The 20,679-nt window shown below is 52.4% G+C and carries 15 protein-coding genes; 14 read left to right on the forward strand and 1 reads right to left on the reverse strand.

Features of this window, described 5'->3' with window-relative positions:
• Positions 1-26: 26 nt before the first annotated feature.
• A complete protein-coding gene (locus ACI48K_RS06380) occupies positions 27-299 on the reverse strand; it encodes a hypothetical protein (RefSeq protein ID WP_475026725.1) in 273 nt (90 codons plus the stop codon).
• A gap of 57 nt (positions 300-356) precedes the next feature.
• On the opposite strand from ACI48K_RS06380, the gene ACI48K_RS06385 reads away from it, so the two are divergent.
• From ACI48K_RS06385 to ACI48K_RS06450, 14 genes are all read left to right on the forward strand, one after another.
• Positions 357-1,616, forward strand: coding sequence for a hypothetical protein (locus tag ACI48K_RS06385; RefSeq protein WP_475026726.1), 1,260 nt, complete (start codon positions 357-359; stop codon positions 1,614-1,616).
• Positions 1,616-2,227: a CIS tube protein gene (locus ACI48K_RS06390; RefSeq protein WP_475026727.1), complete on the forward strand. Its 612-nt coding sequence runs from the start codon at positions 1,616-1,618 to the stop codon at positions 2,225-2,227. Before ACI48K_RS06385 ends, ACI48K_RS06390 begins: the two co-directional genes overlap by 1 nt.
• A gap of 12 nt (positions 2,228-2,239) precedes the next feature.
• Positions 2,240-3,283, forward strand: coding sequence for a phage late control D family protein (locus tag ACI48K_RS06395; RefSeq protein WP_475026728.1), 1,044 nt, complete (start codon positions 2,240-2,242; stop codon positions 3,281-3,283).
• Positions 3,280-4,002, forward strand: a complete 723-nt coding sequence (locus tag ACI48K_RS06400) for a phage baseplate assembly protein V (RefSeq protein WP_475026729.1) — start codon at positions 3,280-3,282, stop codon at positions 4,000-4,002. The genes ACI48K_RS06395 and ACI48K_RS06400 overlap by 4 nt, the downstream gene beginning before the upstream one ends.
• Before the next feature lie 20 nt (positions 4,003-4,022).
• Positions 4,023-4,418, forward strand: a complete 396-nt coding sequence (locus tag ACI48K_RS06405; protein WP_475026730.1) for a PAAR domain-containing protein — start codon at positions 4,023-4,025, stop codon at positions 4,416-4,418.
• 5 nt (positions 4,419-4,423) lie between these two features.
• Positions 4,424-4,819 (forward strand): GPW/gp25 family protein, encoded by a 396-nt coding sequence (locus tag ACI48K_RS06410; protein WP_475026731.1) that lies wholly within the window; start codon positions 4,424-4,426, stop codon positions 4,817-4,819.
• On the forward strand, positions 4,816-8,529 hold the full coding sequence (locus ACI48K_RS06415) for a putative baseplate assembly protein (protein ID WP_475026732.1): 3,714 nt from the start codon (positions 4,816-4,818) through the stop codon (positions 8,527-8,529). The genes ACI48K_RS06410 and ACI48K_RS06415 overlap by 4 nt, the downstream gene beginning before the upstream one ends.
• Before the next feature lie 25 nt (positions 8,530-8,554).
• Complete coding sequence (locus ACI48K_RS06420) at positions 8,555-9,418, forward strand: hypothetical protein (protein ID WP_475026733.1); 864 nt, start codon at positions 8,555-8,557, stop codon at positions 9,416-9,418.
• Entirely contained in the window at positions 9,415-10,176 is a 762-nt protein-coding gene (locus tag ACI48K_RS06425) for a phage tail protein (protein WP_475026734.1), read from the forward strand. The genes ACI48K_RS06420 and ACI48K_RS06425 overlap by 4 nt, the downstream gene beginning before the upstream one ends.
• A gap of 27 nt (positions 10,177-10,203) precedes the next feature.
• Entirely contained in the window at positions 10,204-13,071 is a 2,868-nt protein-coding gene (locus tag ACI48K_RS06430; RefSeq protein ID WP_475026735.1) for a tail fiber domain-containing protein, read from the forward strand.
• Between the two features lie 53 nt (positions 13,072-13,124).
• The gene (locus ACI48K_RS06435) at positions 13,125-13,310 is read left to right on the forward strand and encodes a hypothetical protein (RefSeq protein ID WP_475026736.1); all 186 of its coding nucleotides are present in this window, start codon (positions 13,125-13,127) and stop codon (positions 13,308-13,310) included.
• Positions 13,311-13,360: 50 nt separating this feature from the next.
• Positions 13,361-19,039, forward strand: a complete 5,679-nt coding sequence (locus tag ACI48K_RS06440; protein ID WP_475026737.1) for a tail fiber domain-containing protein — start codon at positions 13,361-13,363, stop codon at positions 19,037-19,039.
• A 92-nt stretch (positions 19,040-19,131) separates the two neighbouring features.
• Positions 19,132-19,803, forward strand: coding sequence for a phage holin family protein (locus ACI48K_RS06445; RefSeq protein WP_475026738.1), 672 nt, complete (start codon positions 19,132-19,134; stop codon positions 19,801-19,803).
• Entirely contained in the window at positions 19,800-20,477 is a 678-nt protein-coding gene (locus tag ACI48K_RS06450) for a peptidoglycan recognition protein family protein (protein WP_475026739.1), read from the forward strand. Before ACI48K_RS06445 ends, ACI48K_RS06450 begins: the two co-directional genes overlap by 4 nt.
• Positions 20,478-20,679: the final 202 nt, after the last annotated feature.

Raw genomic sequence — 20,679 nt, forward strand, 5'->3', positions numbered from 1 at the left:
GGGGGCATGTTCCATCTGACAGGAAATCAGTGATCGCAGTCAACCACCTTAGGTTTGCAGAACAGGTCAGCGGAAAATATACCCGGACGATAGGGCCTGGCCGGTGGTTTCGATTCATTCATCGGCTTCTTCTTCAGCAGGAAGCGGGAACGAAGCCAGAGAAGGCCTCCGTTACGCAAACCCATATTCATCCTTTGCAAATCATCCACCAGACTCATCATATAGACGTACCGGCAGCGGTCAAGTCTTCGGTTGTGCGGACCCCAAATCAGCCGATCATGAACATCAAGTCGATCCAATCATCCGCTCCATCTATGAAGAAACAGCCAGCGTATCTAATTGCACACGCGCCGCGAATGGCAGGTGTCCGACCGGATCCGCGACAAAACCGGGGGATGGTTATCCTGCCGCCCGGAACGGCAGTTGAAACACATGTGCGTAAGGTAAGCGGAACGCAAGAACAGTCATTGATACCTGTGCATCACCTCACCGGAAAAGGAAAGGACAGCCAGCTTCCTGTTCCCATCGTTCGTCCGTTGTCCGAAGCAAGAGCTGTTGAAGCAGGTATCCATCCGGATCATGCTTCTTTTTACCACAGCGAAGCGGCTTTGCCGAGAGCTCGGACAGAGACTAGGCTGGCTGGGGGGACGCAATACGATGAATCATCGGTTGATACACCGTTCATGCACCCGCGGTGGCAGAACCGGGCGGTTCAAAGACAAGGGTCAACACCAATCCGGGCGCCGTTAAATCAGATCGACCGTCAGATTGATTTGCTTCGGATATTCTCTCGTTCTGCCCATATCCGGCCTGTTACAGCGGAATCGATTGCTGAAGCCGGACCAAGCAATGCGGCCGAACCATCTATGCCTCGTACTTTCAAATCAGGAGCAAAGCGGATTGATAAACCGAGTCTGCTGCTGGCAAGCAAAGAATTTGCCAGTGGAATGAAGCCTTCCACCGAGACTGAACAGACGGCTGAATCACGTCATTCACGCCCTCAGATCCATGAGGGACGGCCAAACATTCGGCTGTTGGCTGGACACAGCATAAAGAAGCTGCCCGGGCGGATCGTGACGGTTGAGCTGTACACAGAAATGCGCGGCGGAATGGATGTTCTGGGGACCGTTCAATCCGTAGAAACGGGGACCCGCATGACGCTGTTGAATCGGTTGGACTTGTTGCCAAGAACCAGTAAACTGCCGGCAGTGCATCCGCTTATTCGCTCGCACAGTCACGCTTCGATGGCTCCCTTGCGAACGGAATGGATGCGCTCCATGGGTGGGACAGTCGCGGACGATGTTCACCTTGGGCTTACCCGAATAGACCAAGCGAATCCTCTTCGGATTGAGGAACTGGAAGTAAGGGAATCGAACCCTCGTTTATTCATTCATCGGCGATCCGAAAGTCAAAAGACAGAAGTGCAACCGGAGGACAAACACCGACATAACCAGCCTGCGCCGGAGGTGTTCTCAACCCGCAGCGAAGTCTTCCGCACCCAGCCTCCGCCCAAGCTGGAGCTCGGAGCAGATGAGGTGAATGTGCTGGCGGAGCGCGTATATAAGGCGATTGAAAAAAGAATGTCGATTCAAAAGGATCGGAGGGGCTTAAGGTAATGGCGGAAAAAGCGCAGATTATCCCCTTGGATGGGGACGGCGGCCCGATTGAGGTCATGTTCAATCCAAATGAGTATACCGTCTCATTTGAAGGGAAATATACCGGCGAAAAAGCCAACAAGCAATTTCAAATTTCGGAAACACCGGAGTTTAAAGTCTCTTTATTCTATGACACCTATGAAAAACGCAGGGATGTAAGGAAGGAAACGGGCAAGCTGACTGGATTGCTCGATCCAAAAGTCAGCGGAAAAAGCACGAAGCGGCCCCCGGTCTGCTTGTTTGTCTGGGGCGGCTTTACCTATCGGGGGCTGTTAACCAAAATCGAACAGAAGTTCACGATGTTCATGGAAAACGGGACGCCGGTGCGGTCATTGATGGATGTCACTTTTATTACCGAGGAATCGGATAAGGTCGTCGATAACAATCAAGGTTTGGAAGCCTGCCGCAAGCTCTGGGTGGTGAAAAGCGGAGACCGCCTGGATTTGATTGCCAACGAGGCCTTGAAGGATCCGGGGCAGTGGCGCAGGATTGCCGAGCTGAACGGGGTAGTCAATCCCGTCGGTTTTCCCGGAAAAAATGACATCGGGAGGACATTGGTCATCCCGGATTAAGGTGGAATTTGGATGAGTGTCAGTGTAGCGAATTATAAAGTGGAGCTGAACGGCAGTCCGCTCTCCGATGAATGGTCGCTGGCGATCGAAGCGGTTTCGGTCGAGGATGAGATCAATTGGCCGGCGATGTTTAACATCCAGGTAAATATAGTCAATTTCAACGATGGCAAATGGAGAGGGCTGGATCTCAAAGTATTTAAGCCCGGCGACAAAGTGAAGGTGTATCTTGGTCTGGATAAGGCGGAGCTGATGGTCAGCGGCGAGATTACCAGTCTGGAACTCAATCTGGGTGAGCACTCGGTGATGGAAATTCGGGGCTATGACCTTTTGCACCGGCTGCGCATGGGGACAAGAAACAAGCTTTTTACCAAGAAAAAAGACAGCGATATCGCTTCGGAGATCGCCGGCGATCACGGGCTGTCGGCGGAGGTAGACGACACCGGCACGGTGTATCCCTCCCTGTTTCAAAACAATCAGAGCGATTATGATTTCTTGCTCGAACGAGCGGCGCTGCAGGATTATGAAATCTATACCGAGGACAAGAAGCTGTACTACGTAAAATCCCGTGCCGTGAAATCGCCCGATCTGCCGGATCTCACCTTCAAGAAGGACTTTGAGAGTTTGAACCTCGAGATGCGTTCGTTGACGCACGGAAGCCAGGTGACGATTCGCGGCTGGGATGTGAAGGAGAAGGCGGAACTGCAGGGAGACGCCGCAGCCGGCGATGAAACGACGAAAATGGGCGGCCAGAAGACCGGCTATGAATGGACAGCTTCGGGAATCGAGGAATCGCCGATTGCGATTGCTGCTGAACATCTGATCGATGCGAATGAGGCGAAAACGATGGCCGTTGCCGCCTATAACAGCCGTTTGCGGGAATTTGTCACCGGTGAGGGAATGTGCTGGGGAAACCCGCAGCTCCGTGCGGGGAGAACAGTAAAGCTGCTGGGTATGGATGAGAGGTTCAGCGGCATCTATTATATCCAAGCGTCGATCCACAAAGTAGACAGCAAAGGATATACCACCATATTCAAAGTGAAGAGGACAAGCCTATGATGCCGGGAATGGAAATGGGTTATGGAACGGATGGCGCAAACGGCGGCGGGAAGATTTACGGAATGATGATCGGGATCGTGGTCAACAACGATTCGGCAAACGACGGGGACCAACCGGGTCCCGGACTGGTCAAGGTGAAAATCCCGCTGATTGGCATGGAAGAATCGAACTGGGCGAGGCTGGTTTCTTTTATGGCCGGAGCCGAAAGAGGAGCGTTCTTCTTACCCGAAGTCAATGATGAGGTGTTGGTGTCGTTTGAAAATGGGGATGTAAACAAGCCTTATATTATCGGTGCTTTGTGGAATGGACAAGACGCACCTCCGGAAACGAACAGCGATGGCGAGAACAATATTCGATTGATCAAATCGCGAAGCGGGCACAGCATGGAGTTCAATGATAAAGCCGGCGAAGAGAAAATCACGGTCACCTCGTCCAAGGGCCATGTGATTACGGTGGATGATACGAGCGGCGGCGAGAGCATTCAGGTGGTCGATCAGTCCGGAAAAAATAAAATCGTGATCTCTACCAAGGATAATCTGATCTCGGTCATCTCTGAAAAAGATATTGAAATCTCCGCGCCCAAAGGCACGCTGAAGATGAGTGCGCAAAATATAGAGATCAAATCGTCGGCGGATACCAAAATCGAGGCATCGGCAGGCTTGGAAGCGAAAGCCTCGGCGAGTATGACGCTTAAGGGAGCGACCGTCAATATCAACTAGGACAAGAAAGGAAGATTCAGATGGGACAACCGGCAGCAAAACAAGGCGATCAAATTTTGGCTACGGATACCCATATCGTGCTCATACCGGCCGGTCCCTCGGTCGTGCCGACGCCTCTGCCTCATCCGTTTACGGGCATTCTCGACGGGGCGCTGAGCAGCGATGTCAAAATCATGGGGATGCCGGCAGCAACCGTTGATTCGACGGCGACCAACACCCCGGCCCACGTTCCGCAAGGGGGACCGTTCCAAAAGCCTCCCACGAATAAAGGCAAGGTGATGATGGGGAGTGCCACGGTAAAGATCAACGGCAAGATGGCCGCGAGAAATGGCGATACCGCCATGACATGCAATGATCCGTCCGATCTGCCCGTAGGCAAGGTGGTGGCAGCCGGGACGGTCATGATAGGAGGGTGAAAGGAATGGAATTGATAGATTTCCTGGGACGCGGATGGAAATACCCCGTTTCGGTTTCAAGGGGCAGTGTGAATACGGCGGAAGGTGCAGCTTCCATTCGGGAATCGATCCAGCTGATCTTGTCCACGGCCAAAGGCGAACGCGTCATGCGTCCGGACTTCGGCTGCAGATTGAGCGAGCTGGTTTTCGCACCCAACAACACGAGTACAGCAACCTTGATTCGCAGCTTTATCGAGGAGGCTCTGCTGAACTGGGAGCCGCGCATCGAAGTACAGGATATTACCGTAACCCCAAGCGCGGACCAGCCCGTCATGGAGGTATCCATTGATTACGTAATTAAATCTACCAACAGCAAGTACAATCTGGTGTATCCATTCTTTCTTGAAGGTGTGGGGAAATGATGCCGAATAACGTACCGAAAATTGATTATCGGACAAAAGAGCAAATTGAGGCCGAGCTGCAGCAGCTTATTTACGAAAATTGCAAGAGAGAATGGCCGGATCCTTGGGAATTAAAAGGCCCAAAAGAGCAGGCGCAATCGAGGCCCGAATTGCTGGAATTAAAGGAGGATAAACAAGTCGCTGCGATGACGGGGATGTTCTCCGACATGATGGCAAAGGTGATTCAAAGACTGAATCAAGCGGCTCAAAAAAGCTTTGTTGCTTTTTTGAATTTGATTGGCATTAGTCAGACACCGCCGAGGGCGGCCAAGGCTCCGATTCTTTTCAAAATGAAGAAGGATTGGAACCAGAGCGGTACCATACCGGCCGGAACCAAGCTCTCGGCTCAGCCCGAGAACCGCAAGGAGGTTGTGTTTGAAACGGAAAGCGATTTGACCGTGACCCCGGCCAGCCTTTATCGCGCCATTAGTCTGGATCCCACAGCCGATCGGTGGACGAATTTGGACTTCATGTTTGCAAAGGAACAGACCGGGAGACAAGCGGAGCTGTTTCGCGGAGAGGATACCGTGGTGCATCGTCTCTATCTTGGCCACAATGCCATGCTTGGAGCGTTGGAACCGGGCAACCGTCTGAAGGTGGTCTTTAATAAAGATTGGGAAGGAACGGGGAGTCCGGCTTCTTCCACTTCGTATCACTTGGACATGAAATGGTTCTTTATCGATAAAGAAGGCGCCCGTATACCGTTGACGGCAGCCGACACGATTCAGCCGGCAGGGATCCCCTGGAAGGCCTCCTATCGGTTTGAGAATCTTTCCGCTATACCCGAACAAACGATTAGCGGATATGACAGCGATGAAACGAAAGGTCAATGGACGAGCCGGTGGATTTACGCGGAGCTGACCGAGCCGGTAACGGCTGAAGAGCAGATGCCGGACCTTGAAGATATCCGGTTTGAACTTGCGAGCAGCAATTCGCAAATGCTTCTGGATGCGGCGCTGTATAACGGAACGCAGGTGGATATGAGTAAAGATTATTATCCTTTCGGAGATAAACCGAAGATCAACGATGCCTATTATATGGCAAACCGAGAGGCCTTTTCCAAACCGGGCGCGGAAGTCTCAATCGAGATTCAACTGTCCGACATCGATATTTCCCCCGCCCCGGATACGACAGCGGTCAAACTGGCATGGGAGTACTGGAACGGGCGGGAGTGGAAAGTTTTCGAAGTTGAGGATGATACTGCAGAGCTCGCGGCAGCCTCGGAAGATAAGCCCGATACGGACGGTACTCCCGACAATGGGTTTACCCCCTCTCCGAAGACGTTCACGGTGGGCGGTACGGTAAGATTCCAATGCCCCGATATGATGCCCTGCACGGTCAGCGGAAATGAGAACTATTGGATACGGGTTCGGATCATTGGAGGCAACTATGGGAAGGAAGGCTTCTATGATTATGAGGATGTGGACGTTGAGCTTGGGGAGAATCATGAGACCGTCAAAATTTCGCAGCTCACGTATCATCCGCCTTCCTTTGCTCCTCCGTCGATCGAATCGCTGAAAGTCGATTATGCCAACACCGTTGAATCCGTGCCTGAATGGGTGCTGACGGAGAACAATTTCGGTTTTCATGATAAGACCGTGGAATGCAAGCAAGAGGGGCTCTATTTCAAGCCGTTTTACCCCTCTATAGAAGAAGAACCGACGCTCTATCTTGCTTTTAACCAGGATATCGCGAGTCTTCCATTCTCTCTGTTTTTTCCGTTCACGGGCGATCAATTAGGAGAAGCGCCGATCGTGGCTTGGGAATATTGGAACGGGAGAAAATGGATGACATTAAGCGCCAATGACGGGACGAAACATTTTACGAGACGGGAGATCGTCCAATTTGCCGTGCCTGCGGACATTCGGAGACGGCCGCTCTTCGGCACGGAAGCCTATTGGGTTCGTGCCAGATTGGAGCAAGGCTCCTTTCAAACTTATCCTTCCATCGATATGATTTACGGCAATGCGGTTTGGGCGCGAAACGCCAACACCATGACAGGAGAAATCCTCGGCTCCAGCAGTGGAGAAGCGGGACAGACGTTTCAATTGTCCAAAACGCCGGTGTTGTCCGGACAGACCTTAATGGTACGGGAAACGCTGGGTGATGGAGCCTGGATGGCTTGGGAAGAGGTCGACAGCTTCTCCCTTTCGGGGGTGGACAGCAGGCATTATGTGCTGGATCGGAAGAACGGCGGGATCCAGTTCGGAGACGGCCGGAACGGGATGGTTCCTCCTCTCGGCGTCGACAATATCCGCTGCGACTATAAGCAGGGAGGAGGAACCGCCGGCAATGTGGCGGCCGGGACGATTACGAAGGTGTGGAGCCGGTTTCCATGGCTTGATTCCGCGGTCAATCCGGTTGCGGCGGACGGAGGGTTCGACCAGGAAGAACCTGAGCAGGCTCAGCTTCGCGGTCCGCACACCTTAAAAAGCTGGGAACGCGGAGTCACGTCCGAGGATATGGAATGGCTGGTGCGTGAAGCCATGCCGCAAATTGCAAAAGTCAAATGTTTGAGTGCCATGAACCGGAATTTGGAATATGTCCCCGGGAAGGGAACCATCATTGTCGTCCCGGATACGCAGGATGCCAAGCCGACGCCAAGCCAGGAGCTGCTGGGGGAGATCGAGACCTATTTGCTGGAGCGGACGTCAGCCGTCCTTCATACGGATCTTCCGGGGATTGAGGTGATCGGACCGGATTACATTGAAGTCGGCGTGGAAGCCACTGTGTCTTACAATTCGGCGGAACAGGGCAAGATTGTCGAAGGTCAAATTTTGGATAAGCTGAATCGCTTTTTTCATCCGCTCATGGGCGGGGACGAAGAAACCGGCTGGGAGCTTGGCAAGAACTTGTATATCTCTGAAGTGTATTCGAATATTCAGAATACGCCGGGAGTGGATTATGTTTCCGAAATTGTGCTGAGGCCTTCACTCCAATGCTACACGCTCAATTTAGAGCCGCTTGAATATGGTCCATATCAGCCGGTCGTCGATTATCCCAAGTTCAGCCCGGTAAGAACGGACGACAACTTGACCCGGTTTGCGCTTGCGGAATCCGCTCCGGCGGAAATGGGAATAAAGACACTTTCGGTAAAAGGGTTCAAGGAGAACGAAATCGTTCGGCTTCGCTACCGAAACCGCCAGCCGGTCGAACTGCTGGTGTTGTCCATCGACGGGGATATCTTGGAATGCGAGACGGAGAGCGGAATTCCGCTTGACGAGGATTATCCAGAAGGCAGCGATCTGGAATACGATATCACCGCGGATATGACGATTCGTACCTTCATCATGAATGAATTCGTGAAGGGCTCGAAAACCTTTTATGCCAAAATCGCCGTATTTGAACCTCGGGATATTGTCCATGTCAGCCGTCCGGATGAATATGTGAATCCGGTTCCGCTGAAGATTCTGAAGGTTTGCACCGAAAATATTTTTCTTGAAGAAAATGAAATGATTTGCGGGGGAGTTCACTTGATCAATAAAAGAAAAGAATTGATCTTCCCGTACTTGCTGGATAAAGAACAGAATCGGATTCATGATCTCAGCGGAACGGTTTCCGCATGCTTGCTGGATGAAATCCCGAAAGAACAACGCAAATATATGAGGGAACAAGACGAGGCGCCGGAATCGGCCGGCCGTTGTCCTTATTGTTTTCCTCCGGAAGAATAGCAGGTAACCGAAAGGAGTGAAGCCGATGTCTCTGCCTGTACCAAATCTGGATGATTTGGGATTTCAAGATTTGGTGGAAGACGCCAAAAATTTGATCCCGATCTATGATCCGGATTGGACGAACTTTAATCCGTCCGATCCCGGCATTACGATCCTGGAGTTGTTGGCATGGTTTTGTGAAATGGTGCTTTACCGGATGGATCAGATTACGGATGAGCATCAGTTGAAATTTCTCAAGCTGCTGGGCGTGGAACCGGAAGCCGATGAGACGCTGGAATCGGGAATTCGCCGTGCCGCCATGCAACTGACGGTAAGAAATCGGGCGGTCACGGCGGCTGATTTTGAATGGCTGGCCGTTCAAGGCCTGACTTCCATCTCCGGGCTTGCGGGCCGATATCCCGATCTGACCTATCGAACGATCGGGTTGGTGAACCGGGATCTGGAATTCGCTGCCGGGGAAGACAAGCCCGGACATGTTTCCATCATCCTGATTTTGAAATCGTCCAACCCGGATCTGTTGAATGAGATTGCGGGCATCAACAGTGAGGTCAAGCAATATCTGAACCAGCGCAAGCTGCTGACGACCCGCGTTCATGTCGTGGAGCCGGAATACCTTGAGGTAAGAATGGAGGTGCAGGTCGCCGCGAAGAACAAAGCCGTCGGCAGTACCGTGCAAAACTTGATTGAACGGTATCTCGATCCGGTTTCGGGGGGCGACGGCGGACAGGGTTGGCCTCCGGGGAGAAAATGCTATGCGTCCGATATTTATCGACTGATTGAAGCGATCGATGGGGTGGATCATGTGAAAACCATTGATCTGGTTTCGCCTGATCTGAAACCGCATCAATTATTTAAGCTCTACGAGCTGAAGGTCGAGGTGGAACCGTGAACAGTCAAGAGGAGCCTGATTTCAGCAGCTATTCGTACTATCTTCCAAGGGTGTTTCAGCAGCAAGCGGGGCAATCGGATGAGGACTATTTCCTGGGACGCTTTCTGAAAGCGTTCGAGGCGGTACTTTCCGGAAAAACCGATGCCCCTCAAGGAGAAGCCGTTGGCATTGAAGCCTTATTGGACAACTTCACCCTGTATCTTGATCCGGCGTATACCCCTGCGGCCTTTCTTCCATGGCTGGCCGGGTGGGTCGGTTTGGAACTGGAGGACGGCGTTGAGTATTACGGTGAGCAGGATACGTTGGAGAAAGACAAGCAGGCAGATTTGCAGCAGCTTCCTTTGAGCGAGGCGCGCAGTTCGACTTATCGCGAACTCATCGGCCGCATCATTCAGCTATATAAGAAGCGGGGAACCTTGGGCGGGTTGAAGGAATATCTGCAAGTGTTCGCCGGTGAAGAGTCGACGATCGCGATAGAGGATTATGAAGAGCCGATTCGTTTGGGTACCGTCATGCGTGCCGGCATAAATACGATGGTTGGGACTGCGAACCCGTATTACTTCTCGGTCCATGCTTTGATCCCGGCTCACAGCCGTACGATGCTGCAGAAAAAAACAGAAATCTTAGAGGAGGTGATTCGGAAGGAAAAGCCCTATTATACCAATGCCAAGCTGAACGTGGAAGTTCCGCAAATGCGAGTGGGCGTTTACGGGCGAGTGGGAAAGGAAACCTTGCTCGGAGGGATGGCGGAAAAGTAGACATTATGAATCCGGAGGATGCGATAGATGGGAAAAGAATTGAAGCGAATGCGATATTTTGACGGGCTTTTTCTGAATGCAGAGGACTATACCTTGGATCAGGATTTTTATCTGCGGCTGCAGAGACTTCATAACCGGTACTTGCATACATGGGGGATCGTCTGCGGACTGAAGGTAGTTCCGTATGAAGACCCGGATGGAAAGCCCAAGGTAAAAGTGACGGAAGGGCTGGCGTTGAATCAGGTCGTGGTTACCGATGTTGCCACGGGCAAACAGGAGAGCGTCAGCCAAGAAATTTTGATTTATGACGGACACCCGGATAATCCGATAGATCTGTCCGAATATGCGGCGAATGAAACGTCTTATATCATGGTCAGTTATGAGGAGACGGTTGACGATCGCAATAATGAGCGCGGCCAGGGTGGAGAGATTCATATCTGGGAGCGCGGGCGCATTCTTCTCAGTAAGGATAAACCGACGGACACATCCAAGATATTGCTGGCCAAGATTGTGCCGAAAGCGGTCGGGGGATCCATCGTGGTGGATAAGGACTGTATTTTCGAGGCGGAACAGGTCAATGATCCGGCGACCAATCAAAAGGTGGACAAGCCGCTGCGCGTATATGCCGGGGCTGCCGGCAGGAAAATGGTGACAGAAGAGCTCGTGGTTCGTTCCAAGGCGGAGGACGACGACATTTGGGATATGTCCGTTGAGGAAGACAACCTGGACGGGATGCCAACGTTGAGCACGGATCCCGATGGAAAAGTCCTGAAGGTGAAGGCGGATGAGACCGAGTTTTCCAATGATGTCAAGATCAAGGGAGACTTGAGCATCGAGGGAGAGCTGGTTCTGAGCAGCGGAGACAAGTCCCAAAGCGAAATGAAGATCATGAACAGCTTTGTCGAGGTGAACAGTCCCAACTGGGATGATCCCGATTATGAATTTCCGGGACCCCAAGACGGCGGTCTGGAAGTTTACCGCGGGCCGCAGAACCAGGATGCCAGAATTGTCTGGGCAGAGAATGATCAGTGCTGGAAAGTAGGCATGGGCACCGATCTGAAGAAAATGGCTTACGGCGACGACTGGGATAAATTGATCAAAAATCAATTTGCGGACGGGATGCACAAGCACAGCTTCTTATCGTCAACCGGCGGGCTCAGCTTCGGTTTTAACGACGGCGGCAAACTGGTGGCGGACAGCGATTTGGCGATGAAAGATGATACAACCCTGTGGCTGAAGGCGACGGATCGCAGCACGATTGACAGTACCCACGGGCTTGGCTGGTTCGGCCAGGGAAAGCCGTTCTCCGATGCCGTGGTGGACGGACCGGTGCTGTTCGGTAAATCGGGAGGCGCGCTTGGAGCCAGAACAGTGGACAGCAGCGGAGCGAGAGCAGAGCGGATTGTACTGTCCTGGAACAACAGCGGAGATGTCGGAATCGGGCCGAAGAAGACGCTGGCGGATAATCTCGACGTAGACGGAAGTATGCGCATTCTCAGCGGTGCAGGGAAAAATCCGATTCGTTTCACATCGGCTTGGTCGGGGTTCCCGGACGATAAGAACAATGGCGCGGAGATCAGCAACGACACGACGAATTATAAAGCGCTGATGATCGTCGGCAACCGTTCGTCAGGGCAGGGACGCAAGGTGGCGATCTGGGACCGGCTCGACGTGAACGGCTTCCTGTATGTCAAAGGCAAGCTGCAGGCCACAGAGGAGATTATTCCAAGCGCGGGCAGCGGCTCGAATAACGGGATCATCTTCCCGGCCGACCCGGGCGGCGGATCAAGCGACCGGGCATGGATCAAGTATTATCCACGAACAGATGAGCAGTGCAACCTGGAAATCGGCACCAGTAATGATTTTAACGATCATATCTCATTGAATCCGTCCGGCAACGTCGGGATCGGGACGCTGACGCCTGCCGACAAGCTGGAAGTTCACGGCGGCATGCGAATTATGAGCGATCAGAATCCGCTTCGCTTTACCTCGAGCTGGCAAGGTTTTGCCGGTTCGCAGCAGGCGGAGATCAGCAATGATACAGCTAACTATAAAACCCTGATGATTGTGGGTAATTCCTCCGGCGGCCAAGGCAGAAAAGTCTCCGTTTGGGACCGGTTGGATGTCAACGGCTATCTGCAGGTCAACGGAAGTATGCAGATCACCGGAGACCTGCAGATTAAGGGATCGATTAAAACCGATGTGCTGAAGTTTGATGGACAGTTCGACCGTTTGGATGTGGCGAATTACTTCACGGCTTCGATTCGCTGCGCCGATCTGTGCATCGGATATTCCGGAAGAAGAGGAAGCCTTGGCCGGGCACTGGTCGATAGCGGCAGTCAGCTGGTTCTGAACTACGGCAACGACTGGTCTTCCGCGGCGGTGCACAGCAGCCTGTATGTCACCAGGGCGATCATTCCAAGCGCGGGCAGCGGAACCAACGGTATTATCTTCCCTTCGGATCCGGGCGGCGGCTCGGGAGACGTTGCATGGATCAAGTACTATCCATCAGGCGGAGAGAACTGCATTCTGGATATCGGCGTCTCCAACGACCGGGGCGACCGGATTCATCTGAACGCAAGCGGAGGCGTATACGGAACCGCGCTGTATTACTTGTCTTCGAGGGAACTTAAAGAGAATATCGCGGATATTTCCACAAAAGAAGCGAAGCAGCTGCTTGAGTCCCTAAATCCGGTTTCCTTCCATTACAAGGGGGCAAATCGGGAGCGCACCTTAGGCTTCATCGCGGAAGAAGTACCCGGGCAATTGGCGGATCCCGATCAGCAAGCGGTCAGTCCGATGGATATTATTGCCGTATTGACCAGTGTGGTCAAGGATCAACAAAAAGCCATGGCAAGAATGCAGAAGCAGATTGCAGCTTTGGAGAGCGCATAAATCTTGCCTTATTGAACATGCAGTCCTATTAAAAAAAATTTGGAGGAATTCACATGAAAGAGCAATTGGAAGCGCGTATTCAGCAGTTGAAGGCGGAGCTGGAATCCGGACAGCAAATGATGGCGGAAATGGATGAGAAGCGAAGTCAATTAAGCTATACCGTGCTCCGCATCAGCGGCGCGATTCAGGTGCTGGAAGAACTGCTTGCGGCTGGAGAAACACCATTGGCGGCTGAATAAGCAGGCAGAAATCAGGCGGCAAAAATGACGATCCGATGGGGAGTGAGATTGTGCCAAAAGAAATGAAGCGAATGAATTATTTTGACGGGCTTCTGCTGAAGCAGGAGGACATGACGCTGGATCAGGACTATCACAAGCGTTTGCGCCGTCTGCATAACCGCTACTTCCATGAATGGGGAATTGTATACGGCCTCGAAGTGATTCAACTGGATCAAACGAAGGTTGAAATCACCCCGGGCTTGGCCATGAACCGCACAGTGGAAGACGGCGAAGAGATCAGCCAGGAAGTGCTGGTCAGCGACAATCATCCGGGAAGGATGCTGGACCTTACAGGATTCAGCACCCGTGACAGTGCATACATCACGGTGAGCTACAACGAAATTGAAGCGGATACCGATCTGGTCAAAGGCGGTGAAGACAACAAGATTCATGTCTGGGAGCAGCCGAAAATTACAGTATCGTCCAGTTTGCCGGAGGACACCCGCAAGGAGATCATTCTCGCCAGGGTCGTCTTCAGCCAAAGTGCGGGAAGCGTAGCGATCGCTGAGATTTCGGATCAGGATGAAGACGGCAATGAGATCGTAACACGTGCGGTTGGCGGGGAAACCTTAACATTAAAAACCTTGAAAATCGGTTCCAAGGATGAGCTGGAAGTGCCGTATTTGAGCGGACCGGAGGAAGATGACAGCCAAGAGAACAAATTATATATCCATGCTCCGGCTACGGAATTTACCGGGTCGATCCGCAGCGGAGCGATCAGCACATACGGCAATGCCGATGTCAATGGGGCATTGACGGTTACGACCAGCAACAAGCAGACGCTGAAGGTCAATGCTTCCGGGGATGTGGAGATCAACGGCAAAACGACGGTTGACGGAATCTTGTCGGCGAAGAGTGGTCTGGAGGTAAGCGGCGGGACGGCAACGTTTGATCAAGTCGCTGTCACTGGAAACATGATTGCTTTAAACCGCAATGCGAATGCCGCGGGCAATAGCGGTTTGGAAATATACCGCTCCGATGGAAGCAAGGCGCAGATCGTCTGGGAAGAAGACGAGGATACGCAAAAATCGGGCTGGAAAATTGGTGTCCGCGCAGAGAATACAAGCGATGAAACGACAGCGGAAATGTACCCCATCGCCTACGGGAAAGAATGGGAGCAGATGCGTTTAGGGGATAACGTGGACGGATTGCATAAGCACAGCAGGCTTAGTGGAACGGACGGCGAGAGCAGGCTCGAAGTCGGAACGGACGGTAATGTGGAAATCTCCCAATCGCTTACTGTGCGAGGCGAACTGATTTCGAATCATGGCCTGGAAGTCATAAGGGAAGGCAATGCGCCGAATGCCAAGCTGGCTTGGAATGAGTCGGTCAAGAAATGGCAGATCGGTACGGTTGACGGCGAAATGATGGACATTCCTGACGGAGAGCAGTGGGAACAGCTGACCGGGGGCGACGCCAATGCCGATGACCTGCATACGCATAGGCAGTTTCATAATGCGGACAAAAGCAAGCTGGCTCTGGAAATCGCCGCTGACGGGAATGTGGAAATTCCGCATGAACTGAATGTGGGAGAGACGCTGACCGTAAACAGATTGATTGTAAAAGAAGAAGAAGTGGTCGTGAAGAAGGTCGAGCAAGAGCTGGCGGACAGCTTTTTGACCGTGAACAAGTCGGATGCCGATCAGCCCTCCAGTACGAAAGGCGGCTTGGAAGTATATCGCGGCAGCCAGAATAGTCCCGCCAAAATCGAGTGGAATGAAGCTTCGAAAAAATGGAGGATCGGTGTCGACGGCAGCCTGTCGGATATTCCTTACGGGACGAAGTGGGATATGCTGACGGACGGATCCATTGCCAACGATTCGCACCGCCACAGTCAGCTTAGCACTTCTTCAGGAGGTACCGCATTGTCGGCCGATGATCGGGCGAATCTGTCCGCTGCCGCTGATGTATCCGTGAAGGGATCGCTGCAGGTGACAGGCTCCTCGAAGCTGGATGCGGATCTGAATGTGGGCGGATCGGCAACGATTGAAGGCGATCTTACCGTCAAAGGGAAGACCACGTATGTGAACAAGGAAGATTTAATCGTTAAAACCAACAAGATCGAGATGAACAAATCAACCGGCAGCAGTTCGCAAATCAAACAGAGCAGCATCGAGGTATATCGCGGCGAGTCGCTTCCGAATGCCCGGATGGTCTGGGACGAGGACACGGCTAAGTGGAGGCTGGGGCTGGGAGAGGATTTATCCGATATTGCTTACGGCGAGAACTGGGATGCGTTAACCGGAGGCACCGCTTCCGATGCCAATGGACTGCATATGCATAACGCGCTGCGGGATAGCGGCGGCAATGCCATGATTGAGGTGAACGACGAAGGGAACATCGAGATCGAGAATGATGCCGAGATCAAGGGAACATTGACCGTCAACAACGGTGCTGATGTAACGGGAGGCATGGCCGTTGATGGATCGCTGACGGTGGACGGCGACTTGGTTGTCAAGGGCAAGACGACAACCGTGACCCAGCAGGAACTGGTCGTGAAAAATAACATATTGGAAATCAACAAGTTTGACGGTGACGAAAATCCGGTTGAGGAGAGCGGCATTGAAGTCTTTCGCGGAGATTCCCAACCGAGTGCCCGATTGATCTGGAGTGAGACAGAACGAATGTGGAAGCTTGGGATCGGCTCTTCACTGGAGGAAATCGCCAGCGGCAGCTCATGGGATCAGTTGACCCAGCAAACGAACGCAGACGATCTCCACGTGCATAGTCAGCTGTACAACCCGCAAAATGATGTGCTGGCGTTAAGCGCCAGTGCGGAAGGAGATGTTGACGTTCATCATGATCTGACCGTCGGCAGTAAGTTAACCGTAACCGGCAGCTTGGACATTCGGGGTACGACAGCAAATCTGGAAACGGATGAACTGAAGATCAAGAGTCCGAAGATGACGCTCAATCAATATGGCGCCGACGCGGCTTCTGCCGAAGGCGGAGGAATGGAAATTTATCGGGGCCAGGACCAGCCTGCGGCACAAATCACCTGGGATGAAGCAAACGGACAATGGAAAATCGGTACAGCCGGGGATCGGACGGCACTTTTCATCGATCAAACGGGCAACATGAGCGCGGCCGGTAAGTTGCAGGCAGCGGAAGCGGATATCCGGGGAGCGCTCGCAGCAGATTCTGCCAAGCTTGCAGGTACATTGTCTGTCGGCAAAGGAATTGAAGTTCCGCAGGGCTTGGAAACCAAAGCGGAAATCAAATGGGACGCCAACTGCTGGAAGCTTGGGACCGAGAACAACTATGCACTCACGGTTACCCGAAGCGGCAGAGTGGGAGTGGGGCTCAATAATCCTTCCGAAGCGCTGGATGTCCAGGGAAAAGCTTATTTCAGAACCGGTGCGGATATGGACGGTACCGTGTTGATGACAGGGGACCTGACCGTACAAGGGAAATCGGCGCTGGGCGAAGCTTCGGTGTCTGATCTGACAGCCGAGCAGGCTGCAGTAAATGGCGATTTGACCGTGACCGGTCATTTGACGGCGACCGGGTTATACGCCTTGGATGATGAAGCGGCAACCGCGAATATTGCGTGGGATAAGATGCAGAAAGCCTGGTATTTAAATGACGGAACCCATACCGTTAAGCTTGGTGCCGGAAACGCTCTGCAGAACAAATTGTATAACGCCGGCGGTACGATTCTGGGACTGGGTGTCGGCAACAGCGGTTATGTCGGGATCGGCACGGAAGAACCGCAGGCAAAATTCGAGGTCAAAAAAAATTCGCAAGCCACAGCGTTTAGTGTTACTGAGAATGGATATGTGGGAATCGGTACGGCTTCGCCGGCCGCCGCACTGGATGTCCAGGGGAAAGCGATCGTTCATGGTGAAATGACTGCCGAGAGCGCCGTAATATCCAATAACCTGAAAGTATCCGGGAATCTGCTGGTTGAGGGCGAGACGGTAACGATTAATACGACAGAGTTGGATGTGAAAGACAAAATTGTACGAGTCAATAACTATGCTCCGCGGGACGAACCGCTTGAGCAAAACGGAGGCCTGGAGGTTTACCGCGGCGGAACGGCCCACGCAGCTCAACTGCTGTGGGATGAGACTCATGATAAATGGGTTGCGGGTCTGTCGGATGATTTGAAGGGCGTTTCGCTCGAGGATCATACGCATGAGGAATTTGAAGCGATCATAGAAGCCGTCATGGCCGATGTTGATGGAAATGTGGGGATCGGTACAGATGCCCCTGCAGCGAAGCTGGATGTAGCCGGCGATGCGATTGTGACGGGGCAGTTGACTGTGAATGATCTGGATATCGCCGGAGAGTTGAGCTTAACGGAGGTAACGGCGACGGGTCAGGTGCATGCAGGATCAGCAGTGATCGACGGCATGCTGACAGGAGCAGACGCGGTGTTCAGCGGAGGGTTGACCGCTGTTGACGCGGATTTGGGCGGGACGCTGGCCGCTGTCGATGCGGAACTGAGCGGGACATTGACTGCTGTTGATGCAGAATTGAGCGGGACTCTGACTGCGGCTGATGCAGCGCTTAGCGGAAGCTTGACCGTACAAGATGCCGAAGTTCAGGGCAACCTGGTTGCCAATGAAGGCATGGATCTCAAATTGGCGGATGGAACAACCGCGCGGATTGCATGGGACAGTACGAACACGCAGTTGCTGGCAGGCGCCGGCAGCATATTGAAGGCCTTGGCGTACAGCGACCATACACATGCTGAGCTGGATAAGCTGGCAGATACGCTGACGGTTGACGAAGCGGGTCGATTAGGAGTTGGCAACGCTACGCCTTTGGCACAGTTGGATGTCGTTGGCGATGCGATAGTGTCTGGACAATTGTCTGTAAATGATCTACATGTTTCCGATGCTGTTCATTTGAGCGATGTAACGGCGACGGGTCAGGTGCATGCAGGATCGGCTGTGATTGACGGCATGCTGACAGGAGCAGATGCGGTGTTCAGCGGAGGGCTGACCGCCGTTGATGCGGAATTGAGCGGGACACTGGCCGCTGTCAATGTGGAACTGAGCGGGACATTGACTGCTGTTGATGCAGAATTGAGCGGGACGCTGGCTGCCGTTGATGCAGCACTTAGCGGAAGTCTGACGGTGCAAGATGCCGAAGTTCAGGGCAACTTGGTTGCCAATGAAGGATTGGATCTCAAACTGGCGGATGGAACAACCGCGCGGATTACATGGGACAGTGCGAACACGCAGTTGCTGGCAGGCGTCGGCAGTATGTTGAAGCCGCTGGCATACAGCGACCATACGCATGCTGCCCTGACGGCTCTGACGAACGTGCTGATCGTGGATCAAAATCAGAATGTAGGGATTGGCAAAACCGCGGAAGAAGGCTTCAGGCTGGATATTCAGGGCAACCTTCGTGCAACCAATTTTTCACAAACCTCATCCCGAATCTTCAAAGAAAATATCATGAAGCTTCCAGGCAAAAAGGCAGTGGAACTGCTGAACAAATTGAATCCGGTGAGCTTCAATTACATTGAAGATGCGGACAAGCGAAGCAACATCGGATTCATAGCTGAGGAAGTGCCGGATGCTTTTGCCACCACCGACCATAAGTCCGTCACGCTGATGGATATAATCGGGGTGCTGACAACCGTAGTTCAGATGCAGCAGAAAGATGCAGCTGCGATGCGCAAGCAGATGAAAGCTCTTCAGCAGCAAATGGAAGGGTTGGCCGGGGGGATGGTTTGAGCCGCTGTCCTGCCTCCGTGGCCTCCAGAAGAAATTCCTGCGAAAAACAGGCTTTTCCGTCGAAAAGGTCCTAACCGAGTGAAAGCCTGCAAATGTGCAGTTTCTTTCGGTCCAAAGGTCGATGCCTTACTGATGAACGCCAAATACCTGCACTTTTGCAGGTGTTTGGCATCAGCTATTTATCTTGTTTGGTTGTAAATTCCCTTGGTTTAATGCCAATTAATGTAGAGGAAGAACAAGAGACGGTCAGGCAGGTGAACCGGGAAACTTGTTCAGCATTCATCGCAAGCGGCTTTGCCAGGGGCGGCTTTCTAACGATGAATGAACTCTTGAAGTATGCTATGGTAAAGGGGGAGAAAAAGTTGGACTTTTTGCTCAAGTCGGTTTTGGCTATTGGCGGCTCTGCTGCCTCATATTTGTTTGGGGGGTGGAGTGCTTTGCTGAACATTTTATTAGTGTTTGTCGTAATCGATTACTTATCGGGCATTGCGGCTTCGGGAAAAGAAGGAAAGCTGAGCAGCCAAATCGGGACCTGGGGTATTGCGAAGAAAATCGCCGTATTTGTGGTCGTTGCGGTTGCCCACCTTATAGACACGGCATTGGGAGATGCCCATTTGTTTCGGGATGCCGCGATCTTTTTTTATCTTGCCAATGAGCTGCTGTCCATCATTGAGAATATGGGCCGTTTAGGAGCGCCTGTTCCGCCGGTGATTCAACAAGCGATTGAGATTCTGAAAGGTAAAAGCGAGGTGGACAAGCAGTGAAATACACGGTCGATCATATTCCTCGTTCAACACCCAATCAACGTCGTTCGGGGTTAAGGCTAGATGCGGAATCAATCACTATCCACAATACAGGAAATTCCGCCTCATCCGCGAGAAATGAGCGGGATTGGCTGACCAATCCGCAGAATTCCCGCCAAGCTTCTTTTCACCTCGTGGTCGACGATACTGAGGTGACTGAGTGCTTGCCGTTGAACGAAAATGCCTGGCATGCCGGGGATGGATACAGCGGTCCGGGAAACCGCACATCCATCGCAATAGAAATTTGCGAGAGCGGAAATTACACGTTGACTTTGCAAAATGCTGCCAGTCTCGCGGCCAAGCTTCTCAAGGAGCGAGCTTGGGGGACAGACCGCTTGCGGAGACACTGGGATTGGAGCGGGAAGATCTGCCCACGGCTGATGTATGACGGCGGCACATGGAATGGATGGAAGAAATTTGTGAATAGCGTGCAGGAGGTGATGGATGAGGTGAAAGCACTGGAAGCAGTCGAAACATTGCAGAAACGTGTGGAAGAACTGGAGGCGCGAGTCGAGGCACCGGAATGGTTCGTGGACGAGTTTGGGTCGGCGGATCTGAACGGCTTGATCAGCGACCCGAAGTTTACGCTGGAAGGATGGAGGACGTTAACGGTGGTGCTAAGGGTCCGGAAGTGAAAAAGAACCTTTTGAAAATCATTTATGCAAAACCGGGGAGAAGAGGAAGTGGGCACTTAATATGAACCGGGACGGTGGATCGAAAAAAATAATATTGACTTGAATGAATTAGATTTACGAAGTCTGCAATAAGGATTGCAGGCTTTTTTTATAACAATTTTTGAGTATTTTCTATTAAACGAAAAGACAGAACTTCACATAA

The sequence above is a fragment of the Paenibacillus terrisolis genome, from assembly GCF_056171975.1.